This window comes from Pseudomonas sp. LBUM1655 (assembly GCF_059716085.1).
The window spans coordinates 3,215,447-3,233,217 of record NZ_CP166801.1 but is presented as its reverse complement, the minus strand read 5'-3'; the positions used below and the strand labels follow the sequence as shown (position 1 = coordinate 3,233,217).

The 17,771-nt window shown below is 60.1% G+C and carries 14 protein-coding genes; 9 read left to right on the top strand and 5 right to left on the bottom strand.

All coding sequences use genetic code 11. The features are described from left to right. Positions 1-252: 252 nt before the first annotated feature. A complete protein-coding gene (locus tag ACA074_RS14435; RefSeq protein ID WP_401264033.1) occupies positions 253-627 on the top strand; it encodes a hypothetical protein in 375 nt (124 codons plus the stop codon). Between the two features lie 99 nt (positions 628-726). Here ACA074_RS14435 and ACA074_RS14430 read toward each other — a convergent pair whose 3' ends face one another. Beyond that, a complete protein-coding gene (locus ACA074_RS14430; protein WP_187681354.1) occupies positions 727-951 on the bottom strand; it encodes a YgdI/YgdR family lipoprotein in 225 nt (74 codons plus the stop codon). Between the two features lie 194 nt (positions 952-1,145). On the opposite strand from ACA074_RS14430, the gene ACA074_RS14425 reads away from it, so the two are divergent. From ACA074_RS14425 to ACA074_RS14410, 4 genes are all read left to right on the top strand, one after another. Next, positions 1,146-2,798 carry a VRR-NUC domain-containing protein gene (locus ACA074_RS14425; RefSeq protein ID WP_497677196.1) on the top strand — a complete coding sequence of 551 codons (1,653 nt, stop codon included), beginning with the start codon at positions 1,146-1,148 and terminating at the stop codon, positions 2,796-2,798. Further along, positions 2,795-5,113: an ATP-dependent DNA helicase gene (locus tag ACA074_RS14420; protein ID WP_497677195.1), complete on the top strand. Its 2,319-nt coding sequence runs from the start codon at positions 2,795-2,797 to the stop codon at positions 5,111-5,113. Before ACA074_RS14425 ends, ACA074_RS14420 begins: the two co-directional genes overlap by 4 nt. Positions 5,114-5,118: 5 nt before the next feature. Continuing rightward, complete coding sequence (locus ACA074_RS14415; RefSeq protein ID WP_497677194.1) at positions 5,119-7,038, top strand: hybrid sensor histidine kinase/response regulator; 1,920 nt, start codon at positions 5,119-5,121, stop codon at positions 7,036-7,038. A gap of 65 nt (positions 7,039-7,103) precedes the next feature. Further along, positions 7,104-7,640 carry a hypothetical protein gene (locus ACA074_RS14410; RefSeq protein ID WP_187681350.1) on the top strand — a complete coding sequence of 179 codons (537 nt, stop codon included), beginning with the start codon at positions 7,104-7,106 and terminating at the stop codon, positions 7,638-7,640. Between the two features lie 54 nt (positions 7,641-7,694). Here the strand turns inward: ACA074_RS14410 and ACA074_RS14405 are convergent, their stop codons facing one another. The 4 genes from ACA074_RS14405 to ACA074_RS14390 all read right to left on the bottom strand — a co-directional run bounded on the left by ACA074_RS14405 (position 7,695) and on the right by ACA074_RS14390 (position 11,842). Next, on the bottom strand, positions 7,695-7,991 hold the full coding sequence (locus ACA074_RS14405) for a hypothetical protein (RefSeq protein WP_497614043.1): 297 nt from the start codon (positions 7,989-7,991) through the stop codon (positions 7,695-7,697). Between the two features lie 153 nt (positions 7,992-8,144). After that, on the bottom strand, positions 8,145-9,488 hold the full coding sequence (locus ACA074_RS14400; RefSeq protein WP_497614041.1) for a cation:proton antiporter: 1,344 nt from the start codon (positions 9,486-9,488) through the stop codon (positions 8,145-8,147). 148 nt (positions 9,489-9,636) lie between these two features. Further along, positions 9,637-10,494: a glucose 1-dehydrogenase gene (locus tag ACA074_RS14395; protein WP_187681347.1), complete on the bottom strand. Its 858-nt coding sequence runs from the start codon at positions 10,492-10,494 to the stop codon at positions 9,637-9,639. Positions 10,495-10,693: 199 nt separating this feature from the next. Beyond that, positions 10,694-11,842 carry a MalY/PatB family protein gene (locus ACA074_RS14390; protein ID WP_497677193.1) on the bottom strand — a complete coding sequence of 383 codons (1,149 nt, stop codon included), beginning with the start codon at positions 11,840-11,842 and terminating at the stop codon, positions 10,694-10,696. Positions 11,843-12,166: 324 nt separating this feature from the next. On the opposite strand from ACA074_RS14390, the gene fdnG reads away from it, so the two are divergent. The 4 genes from fdnG to fdhE are packed head-to-tail and all read left to right on the top strand — an operon-like array spanning position 12,167 to position 17,760. Further along, a complete protein-coding gene (fdnG, locus tag ACA074_RS14385; protein ID WP_497677192.1) occupies positions 12,167-15,232 on the top strand; it encodes a formate dehydrogenase-N subunit alpha in 3,066 nt (1,021 codons plus the stop codon). Beyond that, a complete protein-coding gene (gene fdxH / locus ACA074_RS14380; protein WP_187681316.1) occupies positions 15,233-16,168 on the top strand; it encodes a formate dehydrogenase subunit beta in 936 nt (311 codons plus the stop codon). Next, a complete protein-coding gene (locus ACA074_RS14375; RefSeq protein WP_497677191.1) occupies positions 16,165-16,830 on the top strand; it encodes a formate dehydrogenase subunit gamma in 666 nt (221 codons plus the stop codon). Before fdxH ends, ACA074_RS14375 begins: the two co-directional genes overlap by 4 nt. Positions 16,831-16,833: 3 nt before the next feature. Continuing rightward, complete coding sequence (gene fdhE, locus ACA074_RS14370; protein WP_497677190.1) at positions 16,834-17,760, top strand: formate dehydrogenase accessory protein FdhE; 927 nt, start codon at positions 16,834-16,836, stop codon at positions 17,758-17,760. Positions 17,761-17,771: the final 11 nt, after the last annotated feature.

Below are 17,771 nucleotides of genomic sequence, written 5' to 3'. Positions count from 1 at the left end.
GGATTCATCCCCGATGGGTTGCGTAGCAACCCCAATTGCGCCGACCGTGGCAGGCCTGAAACACCGCCTGCCCGGATTTTACGACTGCTGCGCAGACGATCGGGGATAAATCCCCTCGCCACAAAGTGTATTTGACGTGACTTGTCAGCCATTCTCCGACTCAAACCCTGTGCAAACAGAAAATGCGGCCTAAAGCCAGCACGTGCACACACGTTCTATAGCTAGCCGCCATTGAGCACAGGAGATTCAATCGTGAAAGGTTTCAAGGGGTATGTTGGTGTAGCGGGACTGGCGCTGTTAGCGGCCAATGCCTGGGCCGATCTGCCTCAAAGCTCGATTCTGAGCCGTTATGGCGTCACCACCGATCAGTTGCCGAGCCCGGCGAAAACCGAGGTGGTTGAACCGGTTGAAGAGAAAAGCCGCTTTCAGATCCAGCCCGAACAACCGTTCGTGACGATTCGTCTGGGCGATGGCAAGCAGCCACAAACCACCGGCAACCTGAGCATCGATCGCATGGCGCAGCAGGATCTGGAACGTTGCCAGCGTTTGCAGGGCGAACTGGCCAAGCGTGGCGGAACGTACTTGAACTGCGACAACAGCATCCCGGGCATGACTGTCGATCAATGATGTTTTTGTAGGAGCTGCCGAAGGCTGCGATCTTTTGATCTTGAACTTGCAAATCAAAAGATCGCAGCCTTCGGCAGCTCCTACAGGGGTATTGCTTCGTCAGTCTTCCTTGCGCACCGTGGCCACTTCATCGGCCCGCACTTTCACCTTGGCGCCGGAAATATCCTCGAACTCATAGAAGCCGTCGTCGGTTTTGGTCTTCGGCATGTCCTTGGTCAAATACTGGGTGCCGTTCTGCAAGGTGACCACGGTCTGGGTCGAGCAACCGCCCAATGCCAGCAGGGCAGCTACCGCCAACGGGATGCCCAGAGTCTTGATTTTGATACCCACGTCTAATTCCTCATTCGCTGTGATACCGAGCATTGTCGGTGTTCTAACGCGGTTGGTGCCATAGCGCCGGAAAAAGTTCGATAGGCCGGTGAAAAAATGCCATTGATCTTTTTCCGTTTGCGCCGGGGCGGGCAGAGCTGTTATCTGTACGCATAACCAGTACTCGCTCGCCATGGCCCTGAATCCCCGTGACTGCCAATCCCCTCGATGATCCGTTCTATTACCTCAACAACTTCCGGCAAGTGCTTGATTGGCTTGAGCTTCGCTACGCCGATTTGATGAGCGAACACGAGCTGGCATTTATTCACGATTTCAAAGCGTTGCCCAAAGCCTCGCAGGGCTTGCTGGTGCGAATGGTGATGCGCAAGGGTGTGCATTTTCGCGCGAGCAAGCTCAACTATGTGGAAATCGGCGATATCGCCCACGCGGCGCAGCCATTGCTGGATCAGGGCTGGATCGACGAACACGCCCCACTGGCGATTGCCGAACTCTTCGACGTATTGCTCAAGGCCGAAATTCTGCAAGCCTTCGCCGACGTTATCGAACAACCCAAGGGGCGCAAGGACGACTGGCTGCCGATGCTTGCCGAGCAATTCGCCGAACCGCGCAGTTTGCGCGAATGGGCACCGGCGCTTGCAGATCGATTGTTCAGCCTGGCCATCATGGACCTTTGCGATCGCTTGCGCCTGATGTTCTTCGGCAACCTGTATCAGGATTGGTCCGAGTTCGTGCTGGCTGACCTCGGCATCTTCACCTACGAGAAAGTCGAGTTCAGCGGCGATTCCCGAGGCTTGCGCAGCCGTGAGGACGTCGACGCCTGCCTGTTTCTGCACAACTGCCAATTACGTTTCGAAGCTGGCGAACCGCTGGAAACCATTGTCGAGCAAGTCAGTGCCTTGCACTTCGACAACCCGTGGCTGCAGCGTCGGCGCAACAAGGTACTTTTCCAGATCGGTCAGTACTGTGAGCGCATCACCGAGTTCGCCCTGGCCCTGAACATTTACCGCAATTGCGCCTATCCCGGCGCCCGATTGCGGATGATCCGCGTCCTTGAGCGTTGCAGTGAATACGCTTTGGCGCTGGAAATCGCCACGCTCGCCGAGCAGGCACCGCAAAGCGCCACCGAGCAGCAAGGCTTGCAGCGCATGGTGCCGCGACTGCGCCGCAAGCTCGGTGGCCCGCCACTCAAACGGCTGGCGCCTCGACCGGTAGAACGTCTCGATCTGCACTTGCCGCGCACTGATCCGGCGCTGTCGGTGGAGTTTTACGTGCAGGCGCATCTGCATGACGACGACGGCCCGGTGCATTACGTGGAAAACAGCCTGATCAACTCATTGTTCGGTCTGTTGTGCTGGCCGGCAATTTTTGCGCCGCTGCCGGGGGCGTTTTTTCACCCGTTCCAGCGTGGCCCGGTGGATCTGCTCAATGAAGATTTCCAGCAGCGCCGTGCCGATCTGTTCGACGCTTGCCTCGCCGAACTCGATGACGGCCGTTATGCCGACACCATCCGCGCGCGGTTTGTCGCCAAGTGGGGCGTGCAGTCGCCGTTCGTGTTCTGGGGCGCCTTGAATGAAGCGCTGCTTGAGCAAGCGCTGGCCTGCCTGCCCGCCGAACACCTCAAACACTGGTTCAACCGTTTGCTGCTCGACATCAAGGCCAACCGCGCCGGGATGCCGGACCTGATCCAGTTCTGGCCACAGCACAAAACCTACCGGATGATCGAAGTCAAAGGCCCGGGCGACCGTTTGCAGGACAATCAACTGCGCTGGCTGGAGTTCTGTCACGAGCACCAGATGCCAGTGGCCGTGTGTTACGTGCAATGGGCGGAGCATAGCGCTTGAGCTACAGCATTGCGGTGCGGGCGCTGTGCGAGTTCACTGCCAAGACCGGCGACCTCGACCTGCGTTTCACCCCATCACCCACGGCGCTGGAGGGCATTGCCGGCCATCGCACAGTGGCCTCGCGGCGCAATGACCAGTACCAGAGCGAAGTGGCGCTCGAAGGTGAGTTTCGCCAGTTGAAGGTCAAGGGCAGGGCGGACGGCTACGATCCGGCGCAGAACTGCCTGGAAGAAGTCAAAACCTATCGCGGCGACCTGAGCAAGCAACCGCCCAATCACCGCCAGTTGCACTGGGCGCAAGCGAAGGTCTACGGCTGGCTGATGTGTCGCAAACTCGATCTTGCGCAGATCAACGTGGCGCTGGTGTATTTCGACATCGTCAGCGAGAAGGAAACCTGCCTGGTCGAAGCCTTCAGCGCCGAGGCCTTGCAGGTCTTTTTCGAGCAGCAATGCAGCTTGTTCCTTTATTGGGCCGAGCAGGAAATGGCCCACCGCGACGCCCGCAATCTGGCCGCGCAGCATCTGGCCTTTCCTCATCCGGACTTTCGTCCCGGCCAACGGCATCTGGCCGAATCGGTGTTCAAAGCGGTGAGTACCGGCCGTTGTCTGATGGCGCAGGCGCCAACCGGCATCGGCAAAACCCTCGGCACGCTGTTCCCGATGCTCAAGGCGCTGGCGCCGCAGCAACTGGACAAGGTGTTCTTTCTGACCGCCAAGACGCCCGGGCGCAAACTGGCGCTGGATGCCAGTCAGGTGTTGTTCGATCAATCCGAGACCTTGCCGCTGCGAGTATTGGAAATGGTCGCCCGGGACAAGGCCTGTGAACACCCGGACAAGGCCTGCCACGGTGAATCCTGCCCCTTGGCCCAAGGCTTCTATGATCGTCTGCCCGCCGCCCGGGAAGCGGCCAGTCGCATCAAGCTGCTCGATCAGGCCGCGATGCGCGAAGTCGCCGCGCAGCATACGGTGTGTCCGTATTACCTGAGCCAGGAAATGGCACGTTGGGCTGATGTGGTGATCGCCGATTACAACTATTACTTTGATTTCAGCGCGCTGCTGTACGGTCTGGCGCAGCTCAATCAGTGGAAGGTCGGGGTGTTGGCGGACGAGGCGCACAACCTGGTCGAGCGCGGCCGGCAGATGTACAGCGCCAGCCTTGATCAGGCGACGCTGGGCGGTGTGCGCAAAACCGCCCCCGAAGCGCTGAAAAAGTCCCTGCAACGGGTCAACCGCGAATGGAATGCGCTGCATGCGCCGCAACGGGCGGCGTATCAGGCCTACGATAAAGCCCCGGAAAAACTGCTTCAGGCGATTTCCCTGTGTTGCTCAGCCATCGGCGATTACCTCAATGATCATCCGCAAGGGCTGGACAGTGGCTTGCAGAACTTCTACTTCGACCTGCTGCAATTTGGCCGGGTGGCGGAGCTGTACGACGAGCATTACCTGTTCGACATCAGTAAACGCGACCTCGACCGCAAACGTCCGCTGTCTCAGCTGTGCCTGCGCAACGTGGTGCCCGCGGCATTTATTGGTCCGCGCCTGAAATCTGCGCGTAGCAGCGTACTGTTTTCCGCCACGCTCAGCCCGCGCAACTATTACGCCGACTTGCTCGGCACGCCGGCCGACACCGTGTGGATCGACGTCGAGTCGCCGTTCAGCGCCGAGCAATTACAGGTGCAGATCGTCAGCCGCATCTCCACGCGATTCAATCATCGGCAGGCGTCTCTGGCTCCCATCGTTGAACTGATCGCCCGTCAGTTCAGTGAACGGCCGGGCAATTATCTGGCGTTCTTCAGCAGTTTCGATTACCTGCAACAGGTGGCGACCTTGTTGGCCGAGCGGCATCCGCACATCACCCTGTGGCAGCAATCGCGCGGCATGGTCGAGGGCGCGCGGCAGGCCTTTCTCGATCAGTTCACCGCCGATAGCCAGGGCGTCGGCTTTGCCGTATTGGGCGGCGCCTTCGGTGAGGGCATCGATTTACCCGGCGCGCGGTTGATCGGCGCCTTCATCGCCACGCTGGGGCTGGCGCAGCTCAACCCGGTCAATGAACAGTTGAAACGGCGGATGGCGGCGATCTTCGGTGCCGGTTACGACTACACCTATCTGTTCCCCGGCGTGCAGAAAGTGGTGCAGGCCGCAGGGCGCGTTATCCGCACCCGCGAGGATCGCGGCGTGGTGATGCTGATCGACGATCGCTTCGCCGAGAGCCGGATCAAACAACTGTTGCCGCGTTGGTGGGCCATCCAGCATGAACCGGTCGCTTCCCAAATGTCCGGATTGCCGCATACTCCTGCCCATGACTTTGTGCGGTGAATGTAATGAGCGAAAAGAACAAGTCCGTGGCGATCGAAGAGATGCGCTTTCGGCTGTTGATCGACGCGGTGGTCGACTACGCGATCTACATGATCGACCCGGACGGCATCATCACCAGTTGGAACTCCGGCGCCAAGCGCTTCAAGGGTTACGAGGAGGCGGAAATCCTCGGCGAGCATTTTTCGCGGTTCTATACCGCTGATGATCGCGCGGCCGGCCTGCCGCAACGGGCGCTCGACACGGCGATCCGTGAAGGACGCTTCGAAGGCAAGGGCTGGCGGGTGCGCAAGGACGGCACGAACTTCTGGTCACACGTGGTCATTGATCCGATCATTGATCCGAGCGGCAAACTCCTGGGTTTCGCCAAGATCACTCGCGACCTGACCGACCGCAAGATGGCGGAAGAAACCCTCAAGCAGAGCGAGCAACAGTTCCGCCTGCTGGTGCAGGGCGTCACCGACTATGCGATCTACATGCTCAGCCCTGAAGGGCGAGTCAGTAACTGGAATCAGGGCGCGCAGCGGATCAAGGGTTACCCGCCGGAGGAAATCATCGGTCAGCATTTTTCGATTTTCTATACCCCCGAAGATCGTGAGCGCGGCGAGCCGCTGCGGGCGCTGGAGATCGCTACACGAGAAGGTCGCTTCGAGAACAAGAGCTGGCGCGTGCGCAAGGACGGCACGCGGTTTCTGGCGCATGTGGTGGTCGATGCGATTCGCGGGGAAACCGGTACGTTGCTCGGGTTTGCCAAGATTACCCGTGACGTCACCGAGGCCCATGAGGCGCAAGTCGCCCTGGAAAAGACTCGCGAGGCGCTGGCCCAGGCGCAGAAGATGCAAGCCATCGGTCAGCTCAGCGGCGGTATTGCCCACGACTTCAATAATCTGCTGACGGTCATTCTCGGCAACCTTGAGATCGTTCAGAAGCGCGTCGGTGACGACGCGAAGATCAGACGCTTGCTGGAAAACGCCACGCAAGGCGCTTTGCGCGGTGTGTCGCTGACCCAGCGCATGCTGGCGTTCGCCCGCCGTCAGGAACTCAAGACCGAATCGGTCGACATTCCACTGTTGGTGCAAGGCATCACCGGGCTGTTGCGCAGCTCACTGGGGCCGGGTATTCGCATCGAGACGCAGTTTCCCGCAAACCTTGAACCGGTACTGGCGGACACCAATCAATTGGAGCTCGCCTTGCTCAACCTGGCGACCAACGCCCGCGATGCCATGCCTGAGGGTGGCAGTGTCATCATCAAGGCGCAGCCGGAAGTCGTGTTTGAACTCGGTCATTCTGACTTGGCGGCGGGTCGATATGTCTGCCTGAGCCTGACCGACACTGGTGAAGGGATGGATGAGCACACGCTGGCCATGGCCAAGGATCCATTTTTCACCACCAAGGGCGTGGGCAAGGGCACCGGATTGGGGTTGTCGATGGTCTATGGTTTTATCGAGCAACTCGGTGGCCGCTTTATCCTCAAGAGCGAGAAAACGCAAGGCACCACGGCTGAACTGTGGATACCCGTGGCCGTCGAGGGCGAAAGGGCCAAGCCTGTGTATCCGCCGACCGAATCCATCGCGGTGCCACGCCTCAGCGTATTGGTGGTGGACGATGACTCGCTGGTAATGACCAGCACCAGTCTGCTGCTCGAAGACCTCGGCCACCGCGTGGTCAGCGCCACGTCCGGCACCCAGGCCCTGGCGTTGTTCGATCAAGGCGAGGTCATTGACCTGATGATCACAGACATGGCAATGCCGCACATGAGCGGGGCGCAACTGGCGCATGCGGTGCGTCTGCTCAAACCGGATCTGCCGATCATCCTCGCCACGGGTTACGCCGAACGTCTGGAGGGTTTTTCGGCGCAATTACCGCGTCTGTCCAAGCCGTTCACGCAATTGAATCTGGTGGAGATCATTGCTCAGTCGATGAAATGAATCCGGCTGAACTTGTCCGTGGCAGAGCGCTTCTAAACGTTTTCCTGCTTCGGAGCGTGCGTCCCGTGCCTCGCATTTTGACTCAGCCCACCGCTGAAGAAACCCTGACCGAACATGACGCCAAGATGTTCGGCTCACCCAAGGAACGACTGGATTTCTATCGCCGTGAGATTCAGTACGAAACCAGCATCCTCGCCAATCGCACCGATGCCTATCTGGCGGCGCAGTCGTTTCTGGTGATTGCCTTTGCATCGTGCATGTCCAACCTCAACCCGGAGTGGGGCAAGTTGTTTACGCTGGTGGTGCCACCGTTCCTGGCGCTGCTCGGTCTGCTCAGCTCGCTCAACGCCTGGCCGGGGATTCGCGCAGCGTATGACATCATCGATCACTGGCACTTCAAACAGAGTCATTTGCTGCTCAGCGAGCCGTTAATGGGGCTGGCCTATGACGAGTCGCCGCTGTTCAGCGAGACGGAATCGAGCCACAAGGGTTATCGCAAGTCGCTGCTGTTCTCGGTGCGCACGCCATGGATCTTTGCGACGTTTTGGGTGGTGTTGGGGAGTTATGCGGTGTTTATTCAGGTGACCAATCCGGGGGGATGAGTGCCGGACAGAAAAAGCCCGGTTTTCAACAGCCGGGCTTTTTCTTCGCTTCGGTCACTCGGTGGTCTCAAGCTGCCGCCGCAGCCCCTGCGAGTTCTGCACCGACATCGGAATCGGTGGGAAATCTTCATTCAGCACGCACAGATGCTCAATTGCATCGGCAAACTTCACATCGGCTTTTCGGCGTAACGCCCTGTATTGCTCAAACTGTTCGACATCCAGTTGCCCGGTTTCGAGTAACTCATGAGCCGCCCGATTCAGCGCCTGCGCTTCTTCGAACAATTGACGATTGCGCTCCAGAGCCAACGCTCTGCAAGCCTTGATTTGCGCAGGAGTCGAGCATTCTTTCATGACCGTGACCTTAAGTTTTCAAGGATTCCTTTTCATAGGCTTGTCGCCGCAGGGGAACCGAACCTGCCGGACCCCGTCGGACCGGGCCAGCGGGGGGTTATGGTTGTGACCATCGACCTTTACGCAGAGATCCATTTTTTTGCAGAAGATTTTCTAGGGCTTTTGATGCTTGCGTTGTTCATAACGAGCAAGGATCGGTTGGGTGCTGATCCCGTGCAGCAAAATGCTAAGCGCCACGACAGACAGCGTGATGTCGGTACACAGCGCCGCAACCGAGTCGCTCAGGCCATGATTCAAGGCATAAAACAAATAGAAAAGACTGCCGATTCCGCGGATACCGAACCAGCCGATCAACAACCGCTGTCGTCCCTCCAGCAACGAACCCCATGGCATCAGCGCTACGCAAACCGGGCGAATCACGCAGAACAACACGCCGCCGACCAGCAAGGCCCGCCAGTCCCAATGTGTCACCAGCACCACGCCGAGCAGCGTTACCAGAAACACCTCCATTGCCCGTTCGACCAGACTGCCGAACGACAACATGTCGCCCATCATGATGCCGGCGGCGACCTGGCTGTTCTGTAGTTGCTCAGTGTCGCCATGTACCGCGTGTTGCGGCTCGACGTTCTGGTGGCCGACCACCGGCTGCACCAGATGTTCGGCGGGCGGCTGGCTGGCGCCGGTCGACTTCACTTCCACCTGACGCAAGCCAAGCCCTGCGGCGAATACCGACAGGAACCCGTAGCCACCGATGGATTCAGCTACCACATAGGCCAGAGCGATCAGCGCCAAGGCCAGATAATCATTGGGGCTCAGGGTGCTGTCGTCGTTGTGCAAGCGCATGGACAGCGTCAGGCGTCCGATGCCGCGACCCATCCAGTACCCGGTCAGCAGCCCGGCCGGCACCGCCCACAAGAGGCTGTGCAAAATCCAGTTCGGCCACTCGTCGGGATGCCCGGAGCCGTCCAGCAGCAACATGCCAAGCAATACAAAGGGGAAGGCAATGCCGTCATTGAGTCCTGCCTCGCCGGACAGGCCGAAGCGCACACTGTCGACATCCCGCGCATCGTTGACCTGCACCAGAGCCGCGAGTACCGGATCGGTCGGCGCCAGAATTGCGCCAATCAACAACGACGGCCCCCACGGCAATTGCAACCCCCAGTGCAACAACGCGCATACGCCGGCGATGGTCAGCACCATCACCGGCCCGGCCAGGCCGAATGCGATTCGCCAGCGCTTGTCGCGCAGGGGCAAACGTAGTTTCAGCCCGCAGACAAACAGCGAAAAGAGCACCGCGACTTCTGTCAGGTGCTCCATCCACTGCGAGGCGTTATCGACCGACAGTTTCAGCAGATCAAGGCCACTGGGGCCAATGCCGATCCCCAGCAGAAGGCACACGGCCGAGGTAGTGACCGGCATCCAGCGCAGGTACGACGAGGTGAGGGCCAGAGTCAGCAGCACTGCGCCGAGCACGGCGACCCATACAATGAATGTCACGATGCGTTGTCGCGACGGATACCTGTCCAAGCGAGGGCGAGGAGGTTGAGACGTTTGGTGATAGGCGCGGACATGACAGCCTCCTGATCGTTACTCTTAAAGTATTGAGAGGCGTCATGCCGGCGGGTTCAGTTTTTCTCGCGTGCTGTCACAGCATCGGCTTACCGCCGGTCACGCCATAGCGCTGGCCGGTGATGTAACTGGCTTCGTCCGAGGCCAGCAGCACATAGATCGGTGCCACCTCCACCGGTTGGCCGGGCCGACCGAGCGGGGTGTTGCCGCCGAAGTTCTGTACCTCTTCATCGGGCATGGTCGAGACGATCAGCGGCGTCCAGATTGGCCCTGGCGCGACACAGTTCACGCGGATCGCTTTCGGCCCGAGCATTTGCGCCAGGCCGCCGGTGAAGTTGGCAATCGCGCCCTTGGTGGTCGCGTAGGCGAGCAGGCTCGGTTTGGGCATGTCCGAGTTGACCGAACTGGTGTTGATGATCGACGCGCCGGGGCGCATGTGTTTGATCGCTGCCTGACACAGCCGGAAAATGGCGGTGATGTTGACATCGAAGGTCATCACCCATTCGTCATCGGGGATGTCTTCGAAGTTTTCGTGGGTCATCTGGAACGCGGCGTTGTTGACCAGCACATCGATGCGACCAAAGCGTTCAACGGTTTGATCGACCAGCGCCTGACACTGGGCCTTCTGCGCGATATCGCCTGGCAGCAACAGGCATTGGCGCCCGGCCTGTTCGACCCAGCGTGCGGTTTCTTTGGCGTCTTCGTGTTCGTTGAGATAAGCGACCGCAACGTCAGCGCCTTCACGGGCAAAAGCGATCGCCACGGCACGGCCGATGCCGCTGTCACCGCCGGTGATCAAGGCGATCTTGCCGGCCAGCCGCCCGGAACCGACGTAGCTCTGCTCGCCACAGTCTGGATAGGGCTCCATCTTGCGTTGCGAACCGGGAACGGTTTGCGCCTGCGCGGGGAAGGGTGGTTTTGGGTAATCGGTCATCGTCAGTCTCCGAGTCACATGGCAGGTATGGGCGGTTGACCCGGGGTGTTTGCCGTGAGTTCGATCGGATTTGCGATGGTTTTTTTGTGAACGCTGACTCAACGTAGGAGCTGCCGAAGGCTGCGATCTTTTGATTTTGTTTTTAACAGACAAGATCAAAAGATCGCAGCCTTCGGCAGCTCCTACATGGGGGGGCGGGTTAGCGGTTGGCCAGAGCCCGCTCCATCCGCGCAATGCCTTCTTCGAGCAGCGCACGCGGGCAGCCGAAATTCAGGCGCACGAACTGCTGGTTTTGATCGCCAAAATCCAGACCGGCACTGAGGCCTACCTTGCCCTGTTCAAGGAAAAACTGCTGCGGGTTGGGCAGATCCAGGGCCGAGCAATCGAGCCAGGCCAGATAGGTGCCCTGCGGTACATTGATGGTCACGCCCGGCAAACGGCTGCGCACCGCGTCCACCAGATAATCGCGGTTGGCCTGCAGATAGGTTTTCAGCTCGGCCAGCCAAGGCCCGGCTTCGCTATAAGCGACGCGGGTGGCCTCCATGCCCAGCGGGTTGACGCTGTCGACCATGCCGCAACGGGCGTGATTGACGCGTTCGCGCAGGGCGGCGTCCTGGATGATCATGAACGAGGTTTTCAGACCGGCGATGTTGTACGCCTTACTCGCCGACATCAAGGTGATGGTGCGCTGGGCGATTTCCGGGCTCAGGGACGCGGTCGGAATATGTACGCGACCGTCGAAGCACAGCTCGGCGTGGATTTCGTCGGAGATGATCCAGGCGTCCTGCGCCACACAGATGTCGGCCACGGCTTGCAGCTCTTCGCGGCCGAACACTTTGCCGATCGGGTTGTGCGGGTTGCTCAACAACAACGCGCCACCGCAGGTCAGCGATTCACGCAGCACGTCCAGCGGCGTGGCGTAAGTGCCGTCGGCCTGGGCGACGAATTCCAGTTCAACCTTGTTCATGCCCCAATGGCCCGGCGCGTGGCGCAGCGGCGGGTAATTCGGCACCTGCACCACGACGTTCTGCTGTGGCTGCACCAGTGCTTTCAAAGCCATGTTGAAGCCCGACTCGACGCCCGGCAGGAAGATCAGCTCTTGCGGTTTGACCTTCCAGGCGAATTTGTTCCAAAGGTCGGCGACGATGGCCTCGCGCAGGTTGTCCTGGGCGACGCTGTAACCCACCAGTGGATGCAGCAAACGTTGTTGCAAAGCTTCGATCACCACCGGTGGCGCGGCGAAATCCATGTCAGCGACCCACATGGGCAGCACGTCGGCCGGGTAGCGGCTCCACTTGGTGCTGCCGGTGTCGTGGCGGTCGAATACCTGATCAAAATCGAAAGTCATGCGCGGTCTCGTGAAGGCGGGATTGGTCCTGCCGGCCATTCTAAGCCCATGGCCAGGTGGGAGCACACAAAACCTGTGGGAGCGAGCCTGCTCGCGAAGGCGGTGTGTCAGTCAATATTTGTTTTAACTGACAGGGCCTCTTCGCGAGCAGGCTCGCTCCCACGGTTTCTCAGCGCTTGACCGATTGTCGCCGACGGTCGGTTTTCACACAGATCGTATGGTCTTTGTCTACAGTGAAAAAGTCGGCAGGCTTTCTGCCGCACCCGTAATTGTCCAGAAAAAACCCGGCTCAAGTACCGGGTTCCACCTGATCAGGAGTGCACGATGGATCTCAGCCGTCGTCAATTCTTCAAGGTCGCCGGTATCGGCCTTGCAGGCTCTAGCCTGGGCGCGTTGGGCATGGCCCCGACGCAGGCCTTCGCCGAGCAGGTGCGTCACTTCAAGCTTGCCCACACCCATGAAACCCGCAACACCTGCCCGTATTGCTCGGTCGGTTGCGGGTTGATCATGTACAGCCAGGGCGATACCTCGAAGAACGTCGCGCAAAACATCATCCACATCGAGGGCGACGCCGACCATCCAGTCAATCGCGGCACCCTGTGTCCAAAAGGCGCGGGCCTGCTGGATTTCATTCACAGCCCGGGCCGCTTGCTGTATCCGCAAACGCGCAAACCCGGCAGCAGCGAATGGACGCGGATCAGTTGGGATGAAGCGCTGGATCGCGTCGCCGACCTGATGAAGGCTGACCGCGACGCCAACTTCATCGAGAAAAATGCCAACGGGCAAACGGTGAACCGCTGGGTCTCCAGCGGATTCCTCGCGGCCTCGGCGGCGTCCAACGAAGCGGGCTACATCACTCAGAAGGTGATTCGCAGCCTCGGCATGCTGGGGTTCGATAACCAGGCGCGTGTCTGACACGGCCCGACGGTGGCAAGTCTTGCCCCGACGTACGGCCGTGGTGCCATGACCAATACCTGGACCGATATCGCCAACGCGAATCTGATCCTGGTAATGGGTGGCAACGCAGCAGAAGCGCATCCGTGCGGCTTCAAATGGGTGACCGAGGCCAAAGCGCACAACGCCGCGCGGCTGATCGTGGTCGATCCGCGTTTTACCCGGACTGCTTCGGTGGCCGACTATTACGCGCCGATTCGCACCGGCACCGACATCGCCTTTATGGGCGGCTTGATCAATTACCTGCTGACCGAGGACAAGATCCAGCACGAATACGTGCGTAACTACACCGACGTCTCGTTCATCGTCAAAGCCGGCTACGGCTTCGAAGACGGGATTTTCAGTGGCTACGACGCAGCCAAACGCAGCTACACCGACAAGTCCGGCTGGGGATACGAGTTGGGCGAGGACGGCTTCGTCAGAGTCGATCCGACCCTGCAGGATCCGCGCTGCGTCTATCAACTGATGAAGCAGCATTACAGTCGCTACAACATCGAACTGGCGAGCCAGATCTGCGGCATGCCGGTCGACGCCATGCAGAAAATCTGGGACGAAATCGCCACCTGCTCGACACCGGGCAAGACCATGACGATTCTCTACGCCCTCGGTTGGACGCAGCATTCCATCGGCGCGCAGATCATCCGCAGTGCGGCGATGGTGCAACTGCTGTTGGGCAACGTCGGCATGCCGGGCGGGGGCGTCAATGCCTTGCGCGGTCACTCCAATATCCAGGGGCTGACCGACCTTGGCCTGCTGTCCAATGCGCTGCCGGGTTATCTGACGTTGGGCTCCGACACCGAGCAGGACTACAACGCCTTCATCAATAAACGCACGCAAGTACCGCTGCGTCCGGGGCAATTGTCGTACTGGCAGAACTACAGCAAGTTCCACGTCAGCCTGATGAAATCCTGGTACGGCGCCAACGCCACCGTCGAGAACAATTGGAATTACGACTACCTGCCGAAACTGGACATCCCCAACTACGACATCCTGAAAATGTTCGACCTGATGAGCCAGGGCAAGGTCAACGGTTACGTGTGTCAGGGGTTTAACCCGATTGCCGCGTTGCCGGACAAGAACCGGGTGATGGGCGCGCTGGCCAAGCTCAAGTGGCTGGTGGTGATGGACCCGCTGGCCACCGAAACCTCGGAGTTCTGGCAAAACGTCGGGCCATACAACGACGTTAAAAGCGAGGAGATCCAGACCGAAGTCATCCGCCTGCCGACCACCTGTTTTGCCGAGGAGGACGGCTCGCTGGTCAACAGCAGTCGCTGGTTGCAATGGCACTGGAAAGGCGCCGATGGCCCGGGCGAAGCGCAGACCGACATTCGCATCATGAGTGAACTGTTCCTGCGCCTGCGCAAGCGTTATCAGGCCGAGGGCGGCAAGTTCCCCGATCCGCTGTTGAAACTGTCGTGGCCGTACAAGATCCCCGACGAACCTTCGCCGGAAGAACTGGCCAAGGAACTCAACGGCAGCGCCACCACTGACATCACCGATGCCACCGGCGCGACAATCAAGGGCGGCACGCAACTGGCCGGGTTTGGTCAGCTCAAGGATGACGGCAGCACCGCGTCCGGTTGCTGGATCTTCGCCGGCAGTTGGACCGAGGCCGGTAACCAGATGGCGCGGCGCGACAACTCCGATCCGTATGGCATGCACCAGCATCTGGGCTGGGCGTGGGCGTGGCCGGCCAACCGGCGGATTCTCTACAACCGCGCTTCGGCGGACGTCTCAGGCAAACCGTGGGATCCGAAAAAGCGTCTCGTGTGGTGGAACGGCAAGGCCTGGGGCGGCACGGACGTGCCGGACTACAAGGCCGACGTGCCGCCTGAAGCCGGGATGAACCCGTTCATCATGAACCCCGAAGGCGTGGCGCGGTTCTTCGCCGTCGACAAGATGAACGAGGGGCCATTCCCCGAGCACTACGAGCCGTTCGAAACGCCGATCGGCATCAACCCGCTGCACCCGCAGAACAAGAAAGCCACCAGCAACCCGGCGGCGCGGATCTTCGATTCGGTCTGGGAAAGCCTCGGCGAAGCCAAGGACTTCCCGTACGCCGGCACCAGTTACCGGCTGACCGAGCATTTCCACTTCTGGAGCAAGCACTGCAAGTTGAACGCGATTGCTCAGCCTGAGCAGTTTGTCGAGATCGGCGAAGTGCTGGCGAAAGAGAAGGGCATTGCCGCCGGCGACAAGGTGCGGGTCAGCTGTAAACGCGGGTTCATTGAGGCGGTGGCAGTGGTGACGAAAAGGATCCGGCCGTTGCAGGTCAACGGCCAGGTCGTGCATCAGATCGGCATCCCGCTGCACTGGGGGTTCACCGGCCTGACGCGCCACGGTTACCTGACCAACACCCTGGTGCCGTTCCTCGGCGATGGCAATACACAGACCCCGGAATCCAAGTCATTCCTGGTCAACGTGGAGAAAGTCTAAATGGCCAGCCAAGACATTATTGCCCGCTCGGCCACCACCACAGTGCCGCCTTCGGTGAGGAATCAGGAGGCGGTGGCGAAACTCATCGACACCACCAAATGCATCGGCTGCAAGGCCTGCCAGGTCGCGTGCTCGGAATGGAACGAGCTGCGCGACGAGGTTGGCCACAATCACGGCACCTACGACAATCCGCAGGATTTGAGCGCAGAAACCTGGACGCTGATGCGCTTCACCGAGCATGAAACCGACGCCGGCAACCTTGAGTGGCTGATCCGCAAGGACGGCTGCATGCACTGCGCCGAGCCCGGTTGTCTGGCGGCATGCCCGAGCCCAGGCGCGATTATCAAGCACGCCAACGGCATCGTCGATTTCGATCAGGATCACTGCATCGGCTGCGGTTATTGCATCACCGGTTGCCCGTTCAACATTCCGCGTATTTCGCAGAAGGATCACAAGGCCTACAAATGCACCTTGTGTTCGGATCGGGTCGCGGTCGGGCTGGAGCCGGCCTGCGTGAAAACCTGTCCGACCGGCGCCATCGTTTTCGGCACCAAGGAAGACATGAAGGAACACGCTGCCGAACGCATCGTCGATCTGAAAAGCCGTGGTTTTGAAAACGCCGGTTTGTACGACCCCGCAGGCGTCGGCGGCACCCACGTGATGTATGTGTTGCACCACGCCGACACACCGAAAATCTACGCCAATCTGCCGCAGGATCCGGCGATCAGTCCATTGGTGGGCCTATGGAAAGGCATCAGCAAACCGCTGGGTCTGCTGGCCATGGGCGCCGCGGTGTTGGCCGGATTCTTCCACTACGTGCGTATCGGGCCGAACCGGGTCGAAGAGGATGACCTGCCGACGCCCCCCGACACCTCGGTGCATGTCGTCGATCCAGCGGTGCACACCTTCGATCCACGCGGGGAGGACCGGCCATGAGCAACAAGACGATCCTGCGATATACCGCCAACCAGCGCACCAATCACTGGCTGGTGGCGATTCTGTTCTTCATGGCCGGGCTATCGGGGCTGGCGTTGTTTCATCCGTCGATGTTCTGGCTGACTCACCTGTTTGGCGGCGGGCCGTGGACGCGGATTCTGCACCCGTTCATGGGTGTGGCGATGTTCGTGTTGTTCCTCGGTCTGGTGTTCAATTTCTGGCGTGCCAACTTCTTCATCGCCAACGACCGGCAGTGGCTGCGGCGCATCGACCGGGTGCTGGTCAACGACGAAGAAAGCGTGCCGGCGGTGGGCAAGTACAACGCCGGGCAAAAGCTGCTGTTCTGGACTTTACTGCTGTGCATGCTCGCTTTGTTGTTCACCGGGCTGGTGATCTGGCGCGCGTATTTCAGTGCGTTTTTCGGTATCACCGCGATCCGCTGGGCCATGCTCCTGCATGCGCTGGCCGGGTTTGTGCTGATTCTGAGCATCATCGTTCACATCTACGCCGGGCTGTGGATCAAGGGTTCGGTCGACGCGATGATGCACGGTTGGGTCAGCCGCGCCTGGGCGAAAAAACACCACGCACTCTGGTATCGCGACATCACCCGCGATGAACGTCATCCGGACGTGCCGGAGCGACCGATCACCAAAAAGGGCTGACCTTTGGCAACCATTCTCGAACCCGGACAAATCGAAGCGGCGGCCAGTTCGCCGCCGTTTCTGTATCTGCCACCGCACAACCTGTTTACCTTGCGCGCAGAGCGTCTGGAGCAATTGGCCGAAGGGCATCCGCTGGCCGAGTACCTGCGGCTGATCGCCGGTTTGTGCCGGGCGCAGCAGCAAGTGCTGGATGATCCACCTGCGACAGAAGTCGTCGATCAGCAACGGCTTGAGCTGTGCCAGCAGCACGGCTTGCCGCCGTTCGCTGCCGATACCTTGATCCGCGAAGATGACTGGCAAGTCTGGCTCGACGCTTTGCTGCAACGCTATACGCCGCCCGAGCAACCCGCCGTGATCGATGCGCTCACCACGTTGCGCAGCGCCAGTCCCGGGCAACTGCGTGCCTGGGCCGTGGCGCTGGTCAGCGGTCAGTATTCGTTGGTGCCGGCGGCCCTGGTGCCGTTTCTCGGCGCGGCGTTGCAAGCGGCATGGAGCCATTGGCTGCTCAGCGTCCCCAACCTGCAACTGACGCCAGGCAACAGCCTCAGCCAATGCCCAGCCTGTGGATCGCCCGCCATGGCCGGGGTTATCCGTCATCGCGGCAAACACAACGGCTTGCGCTATCTGGTGTGCTCGTTGTGCGCCTGTGAATGGCATGTGGTGCGGGTCAAATGCGTGTATTGCGAATCGAGCAAAGGCCTCGACTACCTGAGCCTTGAGGACGATCGCCACGCCGCCAATCAGGCGCCGCTGCGCGCCGAAGTCTGCCCGAGCTGCAACACGTATCTGAAATTGCTATATCTGGAGAACGATGCCGATGGCGAAGCGCTGTCGGCGGATCTCACCAGCCTGCTGCTCGACATGCGCCTGGCCCAAGACGGTTTTCAGCGACTGGCCCCGAATCTGTTGCTGGCGCCGGGAGACGAATGACCGAAGCGTCT